Source organism: Mesorhizobium ciceri biovar biserrulae WSM1271 (assembly GCF_000185905.1).
GTDB lineage: Bacteria > Pseudomonadota > Alphaproteobacteria > Rhizobiales > Rhizobiaceae > Mesorhizobium > Mesorhizobium ciceri.
In genome coordinates, this window is sequence record NC_014923.1 from 266669 (window position 1) to 286240 (window position 19572).

Consider the following 19572-nt stretch of genomic DNA (forward strand, 5'->3'; position numbering starts at 1 on the left):
CAACCATGTCGAAGCCCCCAATCCTTCGCCTGTCGCTGTTTCGAGAAATTGCCGCCTTCGGCGCCACCATTGCCCGGATCGGCGGCCGGCGAACGTGGACGGCGCTGTTCTTCCTCATCCTCGGCAGCCTGACCGAGGGCATTTCGATCCTGCTGCTCGTCCCGCTGCTGCATCTGGTCGGACGTGCCGACCAGGATTTCGCTGTTCGGCTGCCCAACGATGATTTCGTGCGCTGGCTGGTGCCTGATGGCACGCTGCAACTGACGACCGTGCTTTGCGCGCTGGTCGGGCTTGTTGCGGCGCAGGCGGCGTTCAATCGCTTCAAGTCGGTCTACATGGCCAAATTGCTGTTCGATTTCATCAATCGCGTTCGCATGAACCTGTTCGAAAGCATCGGCAAGGCGCGCTGGGGCGTTTTTACACGCATGCGCAGTTCCGATCTCGATCATGCCCTGACCGGCGACATCGACCGCGTCCAGGGCGCGGCTTTCTCACTGCTGATGCTGGTGCAAATCGCCGTTCTTCTGGTCGGCTATCTCCTGGTTTCCGTGTTCATCTCGCCGGTCATGACGCTGTTTGCCGTGGTCGTCGGCATCCTGATGTTCGTGGCGCTGCGGCCCTTCCGGGCACGGGCCACTGCCTTCGGCCGTGTGCTGACCGCCAATCGCCAGGACCAGTACCGGACGGTCTCGGAATTTCTCGGCGGCATCAAGGTGGCCAAGAGCCTGAACGTCGAGGACAGCTATTTCGCGCAGCTGCGGTCGACGCTTGAGAGGATGAAGGCCGACAACATCGACTATGTGCGCAACAGCACCATCGGCACTGCTGTATTCCAGGTGGCGAGCGTCGTGGGCCTGAGCCTGTTCATCTATGTGGCTTTGGCCCGCTTCAACCTGTCGCTGGCCGAGATCGTCGTCCTGCTCCTGGTCTTCATGCGTATCGCGCCGCGCTTCATGGACATGCAGACGCAGGCCCAGCAAGTGCTGATCAACCTGCCCGCCTTTACGGCAATGCGCAGCCTGCAGGCACGTTTCGACGCCGAACGCGAACCCGGCCATACCGAGTTCGCCGACGCCGGGACACTCTCCCTCAATACGGGATTGAATATTCGCGGCGTGTCCTTCGCCTACGGAGATGCTGTCGACAAGGCGGTGGTGAGCGGCATTACCTTCGGCCTGCCGGCCGGCAAGGTCACCGCCCTGATCGGGCCGTCCGGATCGGGCAAGAGCACGATCGCCGACATGCTGCTTGGCCTGCTGGAGCCCACCACTGGCAAGATGCTTGTCGATGGCGTCGAGATCGATGCCAGCAATCGCCGTCGCTGGCGCGACCAGGTGGCCTATGTGCCGCAGGACGTGTTCCTCCTGCACGACACGATCGCGGCGAACCTGCGCCTCGCCGCGCCACGGGCCAGCGATGGCGATCTGTGGGCCGCGCTGCGTCAGGCGCACGCCGGCGAGTTTGTCGAACGGCTCGACCTCAGGCTCGAGGCGGTGGTCGGCGATCGCGGCGTGCGGCTCTCGGGCGGCGAACGTCAGCGCATCGCGCTCGCGCGCGCGCTGCTGCGCAAGCCGTCGCTGCTCATCCTCGACGAGGCGACCAGCGCGCTCGACTGGCAGAACCAGTCGCTGATCGCCAGGTCGATCGACGGATTACGCGGTACGATGACGATCCTGACCATCGCGCACCGGCCGTCGATGATCGCCTTCGCCGACTGGGTGGTGGCGATGGAAAACGGCCGTATCGTCGAGGTCGGCCAATATCAGCGGCTGAAGGAAAAAACCGGCAGCCGGTTGTCGAGGATGCTGTTGGGGGAACAGTCGGAGAGCGAACCCGCTGATGTGGCGTGAGCCGGCGGCCAGGACGCGTCGCGCCGAAACGGATTCACGCGGCGCTTTGGTCCCTTTGTCTCGAAGGATGTCGTTGCCGCCAAACCGGCCACGTTTGAGCAGTCTGCATCAATGCAGGCCGCGCCTGGCACCGCCGAGCTTCTCGCTTTCGGCGACCTCGGGTGCGTTCAGTTTGCGCTCGGCGTCACGAGCTATGTCGGCAGGCGTCGGCGCGCTCCTGGCGATCATGGTGTAGATGAGCACGAAATAGCCGGCCTGAATGGTCACGGCGCAGATGATGACACGCACCAATATCGTGCCTATCGACGCACCGCCCAGCCAGGACCAGCCGACGACGATCGCCAGAGCGAAAATCATCCCGAGGATGAATTTTGGAAGTGCCATACCCAACAGCCCATAAACCGGCTCGGGTATTATCGCGATTGCCCCACCCGAGCGCCGTCCCTTGTCATGTGGGCTTGTTAAGGTCGCCCACTCTCGACCGGTTGCTTCCGGCCTTTTCCACCTGTCGTCACCGTGACAGGTATAATTTGCAATTCTATTAAGGCGAGCAATAGGCGGCAAGGGCAACTTCGGTTATTTTTGATCGAGCTTTTGCGATCGACTCTGCCATGTTGCAATGCACGCAACGGGAGCTAGGCCGATATCCTCTCGTCGATATTTTTCAGTAAAATGGCCAATATTAAGTAGTATTTTATATGGTTTTGACCAAGCATCACGGCATGATGAAGCACTAGTTTGTACCTCGCCTTGGCAAATAGGTAGGTCCGCCTAAAAACCGCCCCACAAAGGCCTCTATTTTTTCGGCTGTGCCCATTTATTGTCACAAATGTGCTAAATATGCCGAAATTTGTGCATGGCAAGCTTATTATTTAGTCATTTCATGACGTGACTATTTCAACGGGGTGGTAAATTGTGTGTTGCGCTGCAACATTTTTTTGGTATCGTGTGGTGAACCATTCGTTCAACGCATGGAGTTTACGGCATGAGGGACGTTGCCAAGTCGGCCACCGCGAGCTTTTCGCAGGCTGACATCGATTTTCCGCCGCCGATCGGCGGCCTGCTCAAACGCAGCTTCGATATCACCGGTTCACTGATTGGCTTGATCGCCCTCAGCCCGCTATTTGTTATGATAGCGCTGCTCGTCAAGTTTTCCGACGGCGGCTCGATTTTCTACGGCCACAGGCGAATCGGGCGGGGCGGACGGATTTTTCCGTGCCTGAAGTTCCGCACCATGGTTCCGGACGGCGACAAGGTGCTGGCAGCCTATCTCGCCACCAACCCGGACGCCAACGCGGAATGGATCGCGACCCGCAAGCTGAAGAACGACCCGCGCGTCACCCGCGTTGGAGCAGTGCTGAGGAAACTCAGCCTCGATGAGTTGCCGCAGATCATCAACATCCTGCAGGGCGATATGAGCCTTGTCGGTCCGCGTCCGGTTGTGCGCGACGAACTAGAGATCTATGGCACATCCGCCGTCTACTATCTGAAATCGCGTCCGGGCCTGACCGGCCTGTGGCAGGTCAGCGGCCGCAACGATGTGTCCTATGACAGCCGCGTCGCCTTCGACCGTCACTATGTCGAGAACTGGTCGCTGTTCGAGGACGTTCGCATCATCATCAAGACCGTCCCGGCCGTCTGGATGTCGCGCGGTTCTTACTGACCGGCCGGTGGCCAATGCCAGACATTGGCGTCGGCCATTCGACGCAAGCTCATCGGGCGATGGGGCTATAGCGGATCGGAACGTTGAGTTGAAAACAGATTTGTTCGAAACCTTTCGCAGCGGCCCGGATTCCGGCCGGCTGCGGCGGGCGCGTTTGCTGGCCACATGCCTTGCCATGGCCCTCGTCGTCCCGCACATCGCCGCCGCCGGCGACTATCGCCTCGGCTCGCAGGACAAGCTCACCATCCGCGTCGCCGAATGGCAGACCGTGGAAGGCACATTCCGTGACTGGTCGGCGGTGAATGGCGAGTACACGGTCGGTCCATCCGGCACGCTGTCGGTGCCGTTCGCCGGCGAACTGCCGGCCTCCGGCAAGACCACGTCCGAAATCGCGGCGGCGATCGGCGAGGCTTTGCAGAAAAAGCTCGCTTTGTCAGACAGGCCGGAAGCCTCGGTCGAGATGGCGCAGTTCCGGCCCTTCTACATTTCGGGCGAAGTCCAGAACCCCGGCCAGTTTCCTTATGTGCCCGACCTGACGGTGTTGAAGGCCATCAGCGTCGCCGGAGGCATCCGGCGAAACGCCGACTACGGCCCCCAGCTCGGCAAGGACCTGGTCACCGCCAAGGGCATGTTCGACATCTCCGACGACCAGCGCATCCGACTGATCGTAAGGCGCGCCCGCATCGATGCGGATATGGCCGGAAAGGCGAGTTTCGACGTGCCGAAGGAGGTCGAGGGCGATCCGAGACTGCCAGCCATCGTGGCGGACGAGATGACGATCCTGACAGCGGACCAAAAGGCGCTGAAGCTGAAGCTTGAAGCGCTCGACGATCTCAAAGGGGTTTTGGAATCCGAGATCGAATCGCTGCAGAAGAAGATCGTCAACCAGCAGCAGCAGGTCGACTTGGCGCAGCAGCAGCTCGCCAGCATCGGCCCGCTGGCGCAGAAAGGCCTGATCGCCAACGCCCGACTGCTGGATTCGCGCCAGTCGGTTGCCGACCTGCAGGGCAAGATCCTGGACTACGAAACCGCCATCCTCACCGCCAAGCAGGCGATCAGCAAGGCGAAGCAGGATGCTATCGATGCCCAGAACACCTTGAGTTCAAGTCTCGCCACTGACCGGCAGCAGACCGAAGCCGACCTGAACGAGGCCGCGTTGAAGGTGAACATGCAGAAAGGCCTGATAGCCCAGGCCAGCGATCCCGCGATGGCGGCCGCTATGACAAATGATCAGCAGCCGACCCTGCTCTATTCACTGGTGCGCAATGTCGACGGCAAGACCAGCGAAATAGCCGCCAAGGAAGAAACCCCGGTGCTGCCTGGCGATGTGATCAAGATCAAGCTGGCGCCGCTGGCCAGCCAGTAGACCAACTTCCAACAGATCCGGTGTTTCGAGCCAGAGCCTCACCCGACAAACCGGGATGAGGCTCTGGCTCAGTTGTTTGAACATCTCCCTGCGGAAACTATAATAGCCGTCACGGGATCGAGGCTTCCCGTCCGAGCACATGCTTGCTCAAAAAGGAAGACCGCCCCCTTCAGCCCGCGAGATGATAATTTATGAGGGACCGGCGCCCGCCGGATGGCCGGCATACCGAGGCCAGTCAGTCTCGCCCCCGGCCGCGTCAGCCGGCTCCAGAGCCGGCGACCGCCGCCTGCGGGTAACAGGCAGCCGCGCCAGCTTGAAGAAGCTGAAATACATCAGGAAAGAACCCATGATGTAGGGGTTGAGTATCTCGACCTCGACGAAGGAGCGGATCAGCAGCAGGACCATCACGCCGAAAAGGATCACCGAGTCCGCCTGCCATGCCTTGAAGATCACCGCCGAGACGTGGCCGTATAGCGTGCGCAGCATGATCAGCGACACCAGCGTCGCTCCGACGAAGCCGAGTTCGACGAGGGCCTCGATATAGGTGTTGTGGAAGTGGAAGCCGGTGCGGGTGGTGATGTAGAATTCGTTCCACAGCCGCTCGGCTTCAGCGAAACCCTGCACCCAATAGGCGGCATAGCCGACGCCGAGAATCGGCGATTTCTGGACCGTGTTCCAGCCTTGCTCCCACAGGTAGGTTCGCCCGGTGAGCGTCGAATCCTTGCCGAAGAGGCCGAGGACGAAGTCCATCAACCCGAGATTCAAGGCGACGAAGGCCGTCACGACCAGCAGGCCGGCGCCGATCAGGAAGATGACCCGGCGATAGCGTCGTGACAGAAGTTTGCTCATCGCAAGAAGCGCCACCAGCGCCAGAACCGCGGGTATCGAGGCCATCGAGGTGGCGGAATGCGAGGCGACCAGGACATAGGCCGACAGCAGCACGACGGGCACCGCCAGGATGAAGCTCAGCCGGCCGCGCCTGTAGAACGCAAGGAAGACAACGCAGAAATAGATGCCGAGCGAGCCGACAAAGCCGATCTGGTTCTTGGAGGCGAAGGCGCCGACGAAGTTCACGGTGCCGTCGAGGACATCCTCGGAATAGTTCCCGACCTTCAGCGAATAGATGAGGACGACAAATATCCCGATCAGCGCCCCTATGGTCAGCGTGCGCACGCTGACGGTGCGCGCAGCTACGTAGGCGCAGGCAATATGGGAAAAATACTGGACCGACGTCCTTGCGGTGACGCCGGGAGCCTGCGACCAGAAAACCGAGAAGCAGACATAGGCAGCAAACAGCAGCGGCAGCCAGGCGCTGGACAGATGCCTCACAAACCGCCGGTAGTCGACCAGGACGAGCGGGAGCCAGACCGCATAGTAGGCCAGGATCAATATCTGGCCGAAGATGACCGAATAAGAAAACGCCCAGATCGAAACGGCTACGGCAAAGGCGCCATAGACCGAATTCTTCTCGGGATCGATCAGCAGGGACTTTGGAATCTTCATCTCAGAGTCCCGCCGACACGACCCAGGGCCGGCAAGCCATGAGCCGGCCGGAATCTTCGCAGACATGGGCGTGCAATAAACGGCGTCTCCATTGTGCAGTGCAATATAACCTATTGCGCCCGGCGCTCAATGGCAAATCCGGTCACCTTGTCTTACAGCGAGGCATCTGCGGAGAGATCAGCCGGTTGCGCGTCCGAGACGCTACCAAAGCGCTCCGCCGGTGATCTGGATGTTTTCCATGGTGATGCCCTTGGCGAGATCCGAGCACAGGAAGACTGCCAAAGCCGCGATCTCCCGCGGCTGCAGCAGGCGCTGCTGCGGGTTGCCCCTGGCGATCTCGGCCATCGCTTCCTCTGGCGTGCGCCCCTTGCCTTCGCGCTCGACGACCTGCGCCACATTGCGGCGCATCAGTTCGGTCTCGACCCAGGTCGGGCTGATCATAACGCAGGTGACGCCATGCGCCGCCCCTTCCAGCGCCACGCAGCGGGTGAGACCCAGCAGGCCGGCCTTGGACGCGCAGTAGGCCGGGTTGTCCTTCCACCCGACCAAGGCGGCCGTCGAGCCAATGTTGACGATGCGGCCCCAGCCGCGCTCGATCATACCCGGCAGCACGGCACGCGTGACGCGGAAGGCGCCGGTCAGGTTGGTGTCGACGATCTTGTCCCAAAGCGCGTCGGAATGGCCGCAGACCGGCTGCTCGGCGGTGGTGCCGGCGGCGTTGACCAGAATGTCGGCGGGGCCGATGGCCGTCTCGGCGTCAGCCGCGAAACGGTTGGTGACGTCGCTGTCGCGAACGTCAAGGTGTGCGGCGTGAACTTTCGTTCCATGGGCGGCAAGGGCCGAGCGCACGCGCTCGATCTCGTCGGCGGCCGGATAGTAGGCGGCATCGGATCTGTCGGCGCCGGCAGGCGCGATGTAGGAGCCGACGGCGACATTGGCCCCAGCCTCGGCCAAAGCCGTGGCAATGGCGAAGCCCATGCCCGAGAAACCGCCGGTCACGATGGCGCTACGGCCGGAAAGGTTGTTCATGGCGCACGGTCTCCGCTTCGTTTGGGCAGGCAATCAGTCCTGACCGGATTTGGCAATCACAGCGGCGCAGCCCTCCATCGACGAGCGTTCAGGACCCCTGAAGCGGTCTGCCCAGCCATTCGCGATAAAAGCCTTCGAGGTCGGGTTCGAAATCATGCACGATGGGATAACCGGGTGCCGCCGCCTCGACCTCATGCAGCGTCCCGCACTCCGGGCAGATGAACTCCCGGATTTCCATCCATTCGGGATCAGGGAGATCGCTGTTGGGATAGATCTCGCGCAAAGCCTCCTCGGTGTTGCGCACGTTAATCGCGGCGTTGAGCTTCCAGTTCTTCCGATAGTCGCCGAAGGAGTGGCCGCATTCGCAGCGGGTAATGCGCTCATCGCCACTCTGGCAGATGAACAGATGGTCCGAGACCGGCAGCAGGATCGGGTCCTTCCAGGCGACACGATCCTGATAGACGGCAACCATCTTGAAGAAACGGTCGTCATCCTTGTAGGCACTCATGATGCGCCTTGTCTGCGGCCAGGGCAGCTTGCCGGCGGCCAGATCGCCAAGGACTTCCTTGCTGTATGAGGTCATGGCTTGGCTCCCGGCGTGAAGATCGATTTGGCGTCGACGTTCCAGAAATCGCTGAATTCCTTGGTGAAGCGCGACGACAGCTTGATCGCGCTGGCGTACATTTTCTTCACTTCGGGCGCGAAGTCGGCCTTTCCGACGCGGCCACGCTCCTTGGCGATCCAATCCGTCACCGGGATCGCCTTAGCCAGGCGCTCTTTGCGCATGGCGGCGCGGCGTTCGACCGTGGCGTCGATATCGGCGACGGGATAACCGTCTTCATCGTCCTTCAGCACAATTCCGAAAACCTGGTCCGCCGCTTCACGGGTGAGAAAGCCGTTCTCGACATCCCATGCCGTCTTGATCGGATCGCGCTCCAGCACGTCGCCATAGCCGCCGCCGCCATTGTACGAATGGCTGAAGATGTCGCCGGATTTGTGCGGCGAGGTGATGTAGGGGCCTTCGACCACGACATGGTCGCCGCCGATGTTCTTCTCGTAGTCGGAGACGTCAGGGTCGATGCCGGGCGAATGCGCCAGCGGTTCGCCTTTTGCCGCCAGTTCGTGAATGTCTGAGTTGCGCACCGCGCGATGCTTCTGGCAGGTCGGCGCCGGATAACCACCGCACATGCCGCCATTGTCGAACACGCGCGAGGAGTGCTCGGAGGTGTGGAGCCGCAGATGTGAGGTCTTGTTGATCAGCCAGGTCGAGACGAAGGAACAGCCACCGCGATATTTACCGGCGCCGCCGGAATTCGGCACGATCGAACGGCCGATATAGACCATCGGCATCGACTGTTCCCAGACCTCGATGTTGCCCATGTCGGATTCCGGGTTCCAGCCGACATAGGCGGTGTCGAGACCGTCCTTGATGGCGAGCGCACCGGACCCGGCGGCAGCGCACTCGAAATGCGCCATGCCGAACGGCGTGCCGTATTGGCTTTCGCCGCCCATCTCGATCATCGGGCTGTTGACCTGGCCGACAAAGGCCTCCTCGACGAAGCCGCGCGCGACAAAACTGCGCGACAAAAGCCGCTGGAAAACGCCGTAGGCCGGCAGCAGCAGCGCCCAAGAGGTGGCGGTGGCCACCATCTCGTTGTCGGGGTTGGTCCAGGTGCCGTGCGGCAGTTTCAGTTCGGTCGCCATCCAGGCACCGTCATTGACCAGGCCTTCGAAATTCATGTGCTGGGTCAGCGTCACGAACATGCCGCCATCCATGCCGGCCGGCGTGCAGTTCATCGAATGGTAGCCCCAGGGCTGCGTGCCCTCGAAGTCCATGGTGATCTTGCCGTCTGACGTGATCTCCATCTCGATCGGGATGTTGTAGAGCCAGTCGGGATCGCCGAGCAGCTGGAAGCCGGGCTTTCCCGCCGTGACATGGCCGTAGAACGTGTGGCCGCGGTAGATGCCGGGCACGGTGAGCTGGCGGGTGCGGGCGAGCTGGGCGCGACGGCCTTCCTCGATGAACTCCTTCGACACCTTCATCCAGTAGTCGAGGCCGATCTCCGAGATGAGCTGCTTGACGCTTTCGCGCATGTCGATGCAGGAGGCGACCTTGGCCTTCTCGTCGAGCACCCAGTAGATCGGCATGCGCAGATTGCGCTCGCAGCGGATGACGTAGTCGCGCCGGATCTCGTCATTCTCGCCGATCTTCTCGGCGCAGACGAACAGGCCTTCGGTGAAGCGCTCCTGCGCCAGGCAGACATCGCCGCCCGGCGTGATGCCGCCGGCTTCCAGTTCGTGGCAGACGGCACCGGCCCAGCCGACCAGCGTGCCTTCATGGAAGATCGGCACCACATCCATGACATCAGGCACCTGCACGGTGCCGATGAAGGCGTCGTTGTTGGCGAAGATATCGCCTTCACGGATTTTCGGGTTTTCCTCGTAATTGTTCTTGATCATCCATTTGATGAAGCGGCTCATCGTATGGACATGCACCATGATGCCGTTGGAGAGCGCGATGGCGTCGCCTTCGGGCGTATAGATGGCGACCACCATCTCGCCGACTTCGCGCACGCCGGGCGAGGCCGAGATGCGGCGGGCCATTTCGCGAGCCGAGACGCAATAGGCGCGCAGCTTGGTGTGCAGCGTCTCGAACTTCAGCGGATCCTGGTTGCGCAGCGTGAGTTCCGTGATGCCGTCATAGCAGCCGGTCTCTTCCATCAGCCGCTCGGAATCGAGCAGTCTTTCGCGAAGGCGCAGGGCCGAGGCAGGTTTGTCCAACATGGCGGTGCCCTCTCAAGCGTGGGTGTAGTGCAGCAGCGTCCATTCATCGACATGGACGCGGTCCTGCGGATGAACGACGAGCGTGGTGGCGGGGTGTTCGATGATGGCCGGACCGATGACTTCGTGACCGGGCTGCAGCAGGTCCATCTCGTAGAGATTGGCCTTGTGCCAGCGTCCGCCGATATAGGCCTCGCGCACGCCCTTGTGCGCGGAAGCCGGATCCGACTTGCCAAGCGGCCGCTTGAGCAGCACCGGCTTGACCTTGTCGGCGGTGGCGATCAGCCCGAGTTCGGTGATGGTGAAGCCGGCCTCGCCATAGCGCGACACGCGATGATTGACCTTGGCGTAGACCGCCTCGAACTCGTCGATAACCCTGCGCATGTCGTCGGCCGAGTTGACCTCAGCCAGCGGCGCCATGACTTCGACATCCTCGAGCTGGCCGGTGTAGCGCATCATCAGGAACGGCACGGTCCTGATCTTCTCGCGCGCATGGCCGTCGGCGATCATCTCGTCGACCGCGGCCTTGGTCAGATCGTTCCAGACCGTGGTGACCTTGACGCCGAAGGCGGCCAGCGTCGCCTTATCGGCGCGTGACGGGATGTCGTGCTGCGTCGACACCGAATGCCGGCGCATGAAATCAGCCGTGGTGCAGCCGAAGGCGGAGAAGGCGGCCGCAAACTGGAAGGTGATGATGTCCTTGAAGCCGATGCCCCTGGAACAGCCGGCCAGGTGCAGCGGGCCAGAGCCGCCATAGGACAGCAGCGTGAACTCGGAGGGATGGATGCCCTGGCCCGAAATGACGCGGCGCAGCGCGTTGTTGGCGTCGGCCTCCAGCATGTCGATCATGCCTTCGGCGGCTTCCTCCAGACCGACGCCCAGGATGTCGGAGCATTTCTCCTGGAAGGCGCGGCGGGCCTTTTCGACCTGCAGCACGACCTTGCCGCCGAGGAAATAGTGCGGGTTGAGCCGGCCGAGAATCGCATCGCAATCGGCAATGGTCGGTTCGGTGCCGCCCCTGGCGAAGCAAATCGGACCTGGATCGGAGCCGGCGCTTTCCGGTCCAAGCGAGACTTTCTTGGTCAGCGGATCGACCTTGAGGATCATGCCGGCGCCGGCACCGATCGTGTCGAGGTGCAGCGTCGGCACGTTGAGCTTGAAACGATCCATCAGCGGCTCGTTCTCGATCCGCGTCTGGCCGCGCGTGATGACGCCCATGTCGAAGGAGGTGCCGCCCATGTCCGAGCAGATCAGCGAATCATTGCCGATCAGCTTGCCGACATAGGCAGCACCGAGGATGCCGCCGATCGGGCCGGAGATCATGGTTTCATGCAGGCGCGGATGGTTGATCGAGGTCAGGCCGCCGAAGGAGAGCAGCGTCTGCACGCCATATTTGAAGCCGTATTTCTTCGAGACGTCCTCGATACCCCTAAGCTGCTTGCGGCCGCGCGAAGTCGCGTAGGCCTCGATCAGCACCGAGTTCAGCCGCGACTGCTCGCGGATGACCGGGCGGACCTCATGGCTGGTGTAGACGATGATGTCGGCGCCGGCCTTGTCGACCTCCTCACGGCAGATCTCGGCGATGCGCTTCTCGTGCACCGGATTGACATGCGAGAAGATGGTCATGATGCAGATCGCTTCGACCTTGTCGGCGATCAGTTTTTTGGCGGCTGCAGAAACCTCGTGCTCATAGAGCGGCAGCACGACGTCGCCGAACTGGTCGATGCGCTCGGTGACCCCATGGGTGCGGCGGCGCGGCACCAGCGGATCGGGATGATGGTGGGTGACCGCATGCAGCCGGTCGGCATAGGAATAGTCGGCCCAGGCCTGCAGACCGCGGCCCATCAGGATCATGTCCTCGAGGCCCTTGGTGGTAATCAGGCCGAGCCGGCGGCCGGTGCGCGACAACAGCGTGTTCAGCATGCCGGTGCCGGAATAGAGCACGACGTTGACGCCTGAAAACAATGATTCCAGCGAGATGCCCCAGGCATCCGCCGCGTCCTCGGCCGAGGCCAGGAAACCCTCGGCTTCGTTCTTCGGCGTGGTCGCCGACTTGCCGATCTTGAAGTGGCCGTCCTGATCGACAAGGATCGTGTCGGTCATGGTGCCGCCGGCGTCGATGCCAATCACGATTGGGTTGCCGACGATGGGGGCGGTGAGATTGGGTTGGGTCACGGTCGCCTCGGGATCTGGTCTAGGTTGACGCCAGCCTAGATTCATTGGATGGCCTCGCGCCATATGCCTAAAGACACAATGACGGTTGGGCTGACATCGCCGAGAAAAGGGCATGCGCATGGGCAATATCTGGGCGCCGCTCGCCAAAGCGATCGCCGCCATCGGCACGGACAGGCATGTCGACTGCCTGATCGACCTGATCGGCGCCGACATCGACCACGACCTCGTCACGGTGACGCGCTATTCGGCGACGCAGACACCCGAATTCATCAAGCACCGGCGCTTCTCGGATGAGATGGTCCGGCGCTATCTCCACAATTACTACGTGTTCGACCCGTTCTATGCCTCGTGGCGGCGCGAGCGCAGGCTGGGCATCATGCCGCTGAAACGGCTCGCCGACGACGAGGCCAAGCGCGGCCAGTACATTGCCGGCTTCCTGGCGCAGTCGGAGATCTGCGACGAGGTCGGCATCATGCTTGCCGATGCCGGCGACTGGTGCCTCGGCATCTTCCTCGACCGTTCGACCACCTCATTCAAGGACAGCGAGATCGCTTTGCTGGACGAGCGGTTGCCTGTATTCGAGGCGCTGCATGCGCTCGACATCAAGGCGCGCGGAACCAAATTCTCCCGCACGTCGGCGCCGACAGGCCCCGGCGCCTCGCCCCGGCAGGAGCCGACGATCCCGGCCAGCCTGTGGCCGGAGCTGTCGCTGCGCGAGCGGGAATTGGTTCAGTTGATCCTCGCCGGCCACCCGACGGCCAACATCGCCGAGCGCCTCGGCATCACCGTCGGCACGGTCAAGAACCATCGCCGGCGCATCTACGAGAAGCTCGACATCACCACCGAGCGGGAATTGTTTTTGCAGTTCTTCCAGCATCAGGCCGATCGCTAGCCGCTCGCTTACCCAGCCGATCCGCCAGCCGAATGCCTGATTTGCAGAGCCGCTCCCTCCGTGAATTGGTGCAGGGCTTGTCGCCGGAATGGCTCGAAAACTGGCTTCAAAATTCCTCTTGCGGAACGCCGCCGTCCCGGCTTAGTCTCGGCTTCGCACAGAAAATGAAATTTAATTCCATTTGTGTGATGCCCGCAAGCCAGTGCAGTGCCCAGGAAAAGTGCCCGGACGCAATCGACTGAGAAAATATTTGATATATCATCTACCAGAACGGAAATAGCTGACATGGTCCAGCAGACATCGATCCAGCCATCGGCGCCCTGGTTGCGGCTCGACGTCGACGATTCGGACTGGAACGACGCCGAGGTTTCGAGCGTGGTGCGCTGGTATCAGCAGATGCTGCTCATCCGCCGTTTCGAGGAAAAAGTGCTCGATCTCGCCAATGCCGGGCTGGTGCATGGTCCGGCGCATGCCAGCATCGGACAAGAGGCGACGGCGGTCGGCGCCATGTCCGTGCTCGGTACGGGCGACCGCATCAACGGCACCCACCGCGCCCATCACCAGGTCTTGGCCAAGCTTGTCAACGCGCAGACGCCCGGCGGATTCGACCCGTTGCATGACGCTTTCAACCCGGACATGCAGGGCTCGGTGCGCGGCTTGATGGCCGAGATCATGGGCCTCAAGTCAGGCTATTGCGGCGGCCGTGGCGGCTCGATGCATATGCGCGACGATGCCTCCGGCATCCCTGGCACCAGCGCGATCATTGGCGGCAACCTGCCGCATGCGGCCGGCTATGCGCTGGCCGACAAGCTGCTCGGTACCGGCAACATCTCGGTCGCCTTTTTCGGCGACGGCACGATGATGGCGGGGCCGGCCTATGAGGCGATGAACATCGCCGCGCTCTACCGGCTGCCGGTGATCTTTTTCGCCGAAAACAATCTCTATGCCGTCTCGACGCACATCAACGAGCAGACGCGCGAGACGCGGCTGGCCTCGCGCGGACCTATGCTCGGCTTTCGCGGCATCGAATGCGACGGCATGGATGTGGTGGCGGTCCACCATGCCATGCGCGAGGCGCGCCGGGCGATCGAGGAAGACGGTGGCCCGGTGCTGGTCGAGGCGCTTTGCTACCGCTTCCTGCATCAGAGCGGCGCGCGCCCGGGTAGCGAATTCGGCTACCGCACGCGGGCCGAGGAAGACGCCTGGAAAGCGCGCGATCCGCTGGTCACGATGGCGGCTCGCCTGAAGTCGATGGGCATTTTGAACGCTTCCGACCTCGGCACACTCGACCAGCGCGTCATGGAGGTGGTCAACACCGCCGCCGATTCGCTCACCGAGATGAGCGGCAACGCGCTGCGCATTCCCGACCATCTGTGGCCGGACCCAGGCGGCGTCGACAATCAGATACGAGGCGATCTTTCCGAACTCAAGGACGAGCGCTTCCTCGAGATCGAGGACGTGCCGCCTGCCGATACCAGGCCGGTCAAGTTCATGGTTGCCGCCTCCGAGGTCATCGCTCGCGCCATGGAGCAGGACCCGCGCATCATTATCATGGGCGAGGATGTGCACCGGCTGCGCGGCGGCGTTTCGGGCGCCACAAAGGGTGCGCTGGAACGCTGGCCGGAGCGTGTACTGGCAATGCCCATCGCCGAGAACGGTTTTGTCGGCGTGGCGCTGGGTGCAGCGCTTTGCGGGCTGCGGCCTATCGTCGAGATCATGTTCGGCGATTTCTGCCTGGTTGCCGCCGACCAGCTGTTCAACGCGGTCAGCAAGGTGCGCCACATGTTCGGCGGCGGCTTCCCGGTGCCGATCGTGATCCGGGTGCGCGTCTCGCCGCACACCGGCTACGGCTCGCAGCATTCGGGCGATCCGTCCGGCCTGTTCGCGCTGTTTCCCGGCTGGCGCATCGTCGCCCCGACGACGCCCTTCGACTATATCGGCCTGATGAATTCGGCGCTGAAATGCGACGATCCGGTCGTCGTCATCGAGCATGTCGAACTGTTCCCGAGCGAAGGGCCTGTGCCTGCGGATGACCGCGATTATTGCGTGCGACTCGGCAAGGCGAAAACCGTCAGGCCGGGCAGTGCCTGCACCTTGCTCACCAGTGCCAGCATGGTCGCCGTCGCCAAGCAGGTGGTCGAGGAGACCGGCGTCGATGCCGAGATCATCGACCTGCGCAGCCTCGATCCGACCGGGCTCGACTGGCCGATGGTGGAGGCCTCGATCCGCAAGACCAACCGGGTGGCCGTCGTCGAGCAGGTGCAGCGTGGACTGTCGCTTGGCGGACGGCTGACACAAGAGATTCAGGATCGCGTGTTCGACTATCTCGATCACGAGATCCTGCATGTGACGGGAAGCCTCTCGGCTCCCGTCGTATCGGCCCCGCTCAACCGCGCCGCACTGGGCGGCGCTGATAAGCTCAAGGCCGCGCTTCAATCCCTCATTGCCGTGGGTGGATAGAGCAACGCATTGCCACAAAGATCTGACAAGAAAATGGGAGAATGAAATGGACATGACGATCCTACCAAGAGCCAAGACCAGGGCGACGATGCTGGCGGCCGTGCTGCTGGCCACCAGCGCCTTCTGGGCGCCTGCCACCTTCGCGCAGGACAGCAAGCCGCTGGTCATCGCGCGTAACATCGACCTCAATTCGCTCGATCCGCACCGCGCCTTCTGCGACACCTGCCAGATCTACAATTCCAGCGTCTACGAATCGCTGCTGACGCTGGACAAGGACAACAAGCTGATCCCGCTGCTCGCCTCGAAGTGGGAAGGCAATGCCGACCAGAGCAGCTTCACCTTCACGCTCGACCCGGCCGCCAAATTCTCGGACGGTTCGCCTGTCGAAGCCAAGGACGTCAAATGGTCCTGGGAGCGGCTGAAGAACCTCAAGGGCAGCGCCTCGTTCCTGATGGACAATGTCGCCTCGATCGAGACTCCGGACGCGCATACGGTCGTCGTCAAGATGGTCGCGCCGAGCTCCGAATTCCTCAACATCGCGGCGGCGCCCTACGCAGCGGTCGTCAACAGCAAGGTTGCTTCCGAAGCCGGCGCCAAGGCCGATGCGGACGCTTCGACGACAGACAATGCCGAGGCCTGGTTCCTGGCCCATTCGGCCGGCAGCGCGCCGTTCGTGCTGAAATCCTATGAGCCCAATTCGGAACTGCGGCTGGCGCGCAACGACAAGTACTGGCGCACGGCGCCGGCGCTGAGCGAAGTCGTCATACGCCAGACCAAGGATGCGGTGGCGCAGGCGCAGATGCTGCAGAGCGGCACCGCCGATATCGCCATGCAGATCGACCCGGACACGGCCAAGACGATGACCGGCAGCGACGTCAAGATCGAGACCGTGCCGTCCTACAACTTCATCTATGTGGCGCTGTCGCCCGGCGCCAAGGCCAACAAGGTGCCGCTGACGCCCGAAGTGCGCGAGGCCATTTCGCTCGGTCTCGACCGTCCTGCTATCCTCGACTTCACCATCGGCTCCGAGGGTCAGCTGATCAGCGCGCCGATCCCGCTCGGCTTCCCCGGCGGTTCGGGCTTCGAGGCGCAGCCCTATGACGTTGCCAAGGCAAAGGAACTTCTGGCCAAGGCCGGACATGCCGACGGCTTCGAGATGGAGGCGGCGTTCCCCGGCATGAACGTCTACGGCGTCGATCTCTCGCTCTTGATGCAGAAGGTCCAGCAGGATCTGGCCAAGATCAACATCAAGCTCGACCTGCAGCCGATCCCCTTCGCCAATTGGCGCGAGCGCGTCAATGGCGACGGCATCCCGATGACGGCGGTGTTCTACGCGCCGGACTATTACGGCACCTCGCAATACATCGACTATTTCGCCATGACGAAGGGCAGCCCTTGGTCGCGCCGTGCCGGCGCGGAGCGCGACCCGTCGGTGCTCAACCCGAAGGAAGCGGATATCTACAAGGCAGCCCTTGCGGCAAGCGGCGACGAGGCCGCCAAGCTGTGGCACCAGGCCGGCGAGGAGATGATCAAGGACAGGATCATCCTGCCGCTGATCAGCCCGAACCTGATCCTGGCCTACAAGTCGGACGTCAAGGGCGTGCGCTACAGCGCCTGCTGCAACCTGCCGCTGGCAGAACTCAGCCACTGAGCAAAACAATACGGGGAGGCGACAGTCGCCTCCCTGTTCTCCATCCCGGAAGGCCAGCAAATCCTGTTCTTCCAACATCACATTCAATATATGATATATCAATGAGCGGAGACCTCGTCATGCCTTCCCTGATCAACTCCAAGGACCAGTTGCTGCGCGAGCGTGCGGCCTCGGTCATTCCGGGCGGCATGTGGGGACACATGGCGACGCGCTATCTCGGCTCCGCCTATCCACAATTCTTCGAACGCGCCGACGGCTGCCGGGTCTGGGACGTCGACGGGCACGAATACATCGACCTGATGTGCAGTTGGGGGCCCAACATTCTCGGCCACCATCATCAAGCGGTCGAAGAGGCGGCCGAGCGGCAGCGTCGCCTCGGCGATGCGATGAACGGCCCCGGCGAGGTATTGGTCGAACTGGCGGAACTGCTGGTCAAGACGGTCGCGCATGCCGACTGGGCAATGCTGCAGAAGAACGGCACCGACGCCACCACGGCCTGCGTGACGATCGCGCGCGCCGGCACCGGCCGACGCAAGGTGCTGGTCGCGCGCGGCTCCTATCACGGCGCCGTGCCGTGGTGCACGCCATCGCTGGCCGGCGTCACCGCCGAGGACCGCGCCCATCTGATCCATTTCGACTACAATGACGTCGCCAGCCTCGAAGCGGCCGTCGAGCAGGCCGGCAACGATCTCGCTGCTGTCGTCGTCACTGCCTTCCGGCACGACATCGCCCGCGACCAGGAACTGCCGACCGCCGCCTTCGCCAAACGGGCGCGCGAACTCACCACCGCTGCCGATGCGGCATTGATCGTCGACGATGTGCGCGCCGGCTTCCGCATCGACCTCGCCGGTAGCTGGGAGCCGCTCGGCGTACGGCCGGACCTGTCCGCCTTCTCGAAGGCGATCGCCAATGGCTATCCGCTGGCCGCCATCACAGGCACCGACCGGTTTCGCGAAGCCGCGACAAAGGTCTATGTGACGGGTTCGTTCTGGTATGGCGCCGTCGCAATGGCCGCGGCGATCGCCACCATCAGCACACTGCGCGATACCGACGCCGTCACCCACATGACACAGGCCGGCGACAGGCTGCGCTCAGGCCTCGATGCTGCAGCGAAGAAGCATGGTCTTTCGCTGCGACAGACAGGTCCGGTGTCGATGCCGATGGTGCTGTTCGACGGCGATACCGAATTCAAGCTGGCCAACGCCTTCTGCTCGGCCGCCTTGCGCGAAGGCGCCTATTTCCATCCCCGGCACAACATGTTCCTGAGTGCTGCGCACACCGCAAAAGATATAGATCTCGCCCTGCAGGCTGCCGATGCGGGCATGGCCGCCGCGGCGCAGGTGGCGTGACCGGCGCCAATGCGGTGGAAAGGAACAAACTGTTCAGCCGGTGGCCGACACCAGTCGGCCGTTCTGCGCAGCGCGGCGCAGTTCCTCCGGCGTGACCGCGCCGTCGTTCAGCCGTTCGAGAACCTTGACCAGCAGGCGGCCGCCTTCGATCATGTCCTGCTGAATGCCCTTGCGCACACCGTTCTCGTCGCGCGCCCGCAGCGCTTCAAGAATGTCGAGATGCCGGTGGCGGCCGTCATAGGTCGGCCGGGCGTGCGGGTACTGGTAGTTCACCAGCGGTCCGTTGCGCAGCCAGATTCCCTCGATGATGGCCAGCAGCTCCGGCATTTGCGCCGCCTGGTAGATCGAGTGATGGAATTCCCAATTGTCGCGGACGGCTTCGAACCAGCGGCCATTGTCCTCGTTGGCAATGAGTTTCTCATGCACCGCCGCCAGACGGTCGATCTCGCGCGGCTCGATGCGCGTCGTTGCCGCGGCACCCGCCATGCCTTCGAGATGCAACCTGATGCTGCGCAGTTCCAGATACTGAGCCAGCGACAGCTGGGCGACAGTGATCGAACGGCCAGCCTCCATCTCCAGGCCTTTTTCGCGCACCAACTGCATCAGCGCCTCGCGCACCGGCGTCTCAGACACCTGAAGGCTGGCGGCAAGGTCGCGGATCTTGAAGCGATGGCCCGGCCAGAAACGGCCTTCCATCATGGCACGGCGAAGCTCCTCATAGACACGCGTCGTCAGATTGTCGCGCGCGATCGGCGCGATAGAAGCAGTCACATCCGCTCTCCGTTCTTGCAACAGCGCAGGCGTCGCCTGCGTCGCGTGGCTTGTGTATATGATACCACGAATGGCCTGACCA

Annotated in this window: 14 protein-coding genes; 7 read left to right on the plus strand and 7 right to left on the minus strand. The window is 62.5% G+C overall.

All coding sequences use genetic code 11. The features are described from left to right. The first annotated feature begins 5 nt into the window (after window positions 1-5). Window positions 6-1850, plus strand: coding sequence for an ABC transporter ATP-binding protein (locus MESCI_RS01230; protein ID WP_013528118.1), 1845 nt, complete (start codon window positions 6-8; stop codon window positions 1848-1850). A gap of 108 nt (window positions 1851-1958) precedes the next feature. Here the strand turns inward: MESCI_RS01230 and MESCI_RS01235 are convergent, their stop codons facing one another. Beyond that, window positions 1959-2234, minus strand: coding sequence for an exopolysaccharide production repressor ExoX protein (locus MESCI_RS01235; RefSeq protein ID WP_013528119.1), 276 nt, complete (start codon window positions 2232-2234; stop codon window positions 1959-1961). Window positions 2235-2835: 601 nt separating this feature from the next. Here MESCI_RS01235 and MESCI_RS01240 point away from each other — a divergent pair. Then, complete coding sequence (locus MESCI_RS01240; protein ID WP_013528120.1) at window positions 2836-3513, plus strand: sugar transferase; 678 nt, start codon at window positions 2836-2838, stop codon at window positions 3511-3513. Window positions 3514-3613: 100 nt separating this feature from the next. Further along, window positions 3614-4879, plus strand: coding sequence for a polysaccharide biosynthesis/export family protein (locus tag MESCI_RS01245; RefSeq protein ID WP_164919989.1), 1266 nt, complete (start codon window positions 3614-3616; stop codon window positions 4877-4879). Window positions 4880-5068: 189 nt separating this feature from the next. Here the strand turns inward: MESCI_RS01245 and MESCI_RS01250 are convergent, their stop codons facing one another. From MESCI_RS01250 to MESCI_RS01270, 5 genes are all read right to left on the minus strand, one after another. Further along, window positions 5069-6382 (minus strand): O-antigen ligase family protein, encoded by a 1314-nt coding sequence (locus MESCI_RS01250; RefSeq protein WP_013528122.1) that lies wholly within the window; start codon window positions 6380-6382, stop codon window positions 5069-5071. A gap of 201 nt (window positions 6383-6583) precedes the next feature. Beyond that, on the minus strand, window positions 6584-7411 hold the full coding sequence (locus tag MESCI_RS01255) for an SDR family NAD(P)-dependent oxidoreductase (RefSeq protein ID WP_013528123.1): 828 nt from the start codon (window positions 7409-7411) through the stop codon (window positions 6584-6586). A gap of 88 nt (window positions 7412-7499) precedes the next feature. Then, window positions 7500-7994, minus strand: a complete 495-nt coding sequence (locus tag MESCI_RS01260; RefSeq protein WP_013528124.1) for an acetone carboxylase subunit gamma — start codon at window positions 7992-7994, stop codon at window positions 7500-7502. After that, a complete protein-coding gene (locus tag MESCI_RS01265) occupies window positions 7991-10195 on the minus strand; it encodes a hydantoinase B/oxoprolinase family protein (protein WP_013528125.1) in 2205 nt (734 codons plus the stop codon). Before MESCI_RS01265 ends, MESCI_RS01260 begins: the two co-directional genes overlap by 4 nt. A 12-nt stretch (window positions 10196-10207) precedes the next feature. Continuing rightward, on the minus strand, window positions 10208-12367 hold the full coding sequence (locus MESCI_RS01270; protein ID WP_013528126.1) for a hydantoinase/oxoprolinase family protein: 2160 nt from the start codon (window positions 12365-12367) through the stop codon (window positions 10208-10210). Between the two features lie 112 nt (window positions 12368-12479). Here MESCI_RS01270 and MESCI_RS01275 point away from each other — a divergent pair, with 112 nt between their 5' ends. The 4 genes from MESCI_RS01275 to MESCI_RS01290 all read left to right on the plus strand — a co-directional run bounded on the left by MESCI_RS01275 (window position 12480) and on the right by MESCI_RS01290 (window position 18719). Beyond that, window positions 12480-13259 (plus strand): helix-turn-helix transcriptional regulator, encoded by a 780-nt coding sequence (locus MESCI_RS01275; RefSeq protein WP_013528127.1) that lies wholly within the window; start codon window positions 12480-12482, stop codon window positions 13257-13259. Window positions 13260-13544: 285 nt separating this feature from the next. Beyond that, on the plus strand, window positions 13545-15719 hold the full coding sequence (locus MESCI_RS01280) for a dehydrogenase E1 component subunit alpha/beta (protein ID WP_013528128.1): 2175 nt from the start codon (window positions 13545-13547) through the stop codon (window positions 15717-15719). Window positions 15720-15807: 88 nt separating this feature from the next. Beyond that, window positions 15808-17370 carry an ABC transporter substrate-binding protein gene (locus MESCI_RS01285; protein WP_164747171.1) on the plus strand — a complete coding sequence of 521 codons (1563 nt, stop codon included), beginning with the start codon at window positions 15808-15810 and terminating at the stop codon, window positions 17368-17370. A gap of 119 nt (window positions 17371-17489) precedes the next feature. Continuing rightward, on the plus strand, window positions 17490-18719 hold the full coding sequence (locus tag MESCI_RS01290; RefSeq protein ID WP_013528130.1) for an aminotransferase class III-fold pyridoxal phosphate-dependent enzyme: 1230 nt from the start codon (window positions 17490-17492) through the stop codon (window positions 18717-18719). Between the two features lie 33 nt (window positions 18720-18752). On the opposite strand, the gene MESCI_RS01295 is transcribed toward MESCI_RS01290, so the two are convergent. Further along, window positions 18753-19490, minus strand: coding sequence for a GntR family transcriptional regulator (locus MESCI_RS01295; RefSeq protein ID WP_013528131.1), 738 nt, complete (start codon window positions 19488-19490; stop codon window positions 18753-18755). Between the last annotated feature and the right edge of the window lie 82 nt (window positions 19491-19572).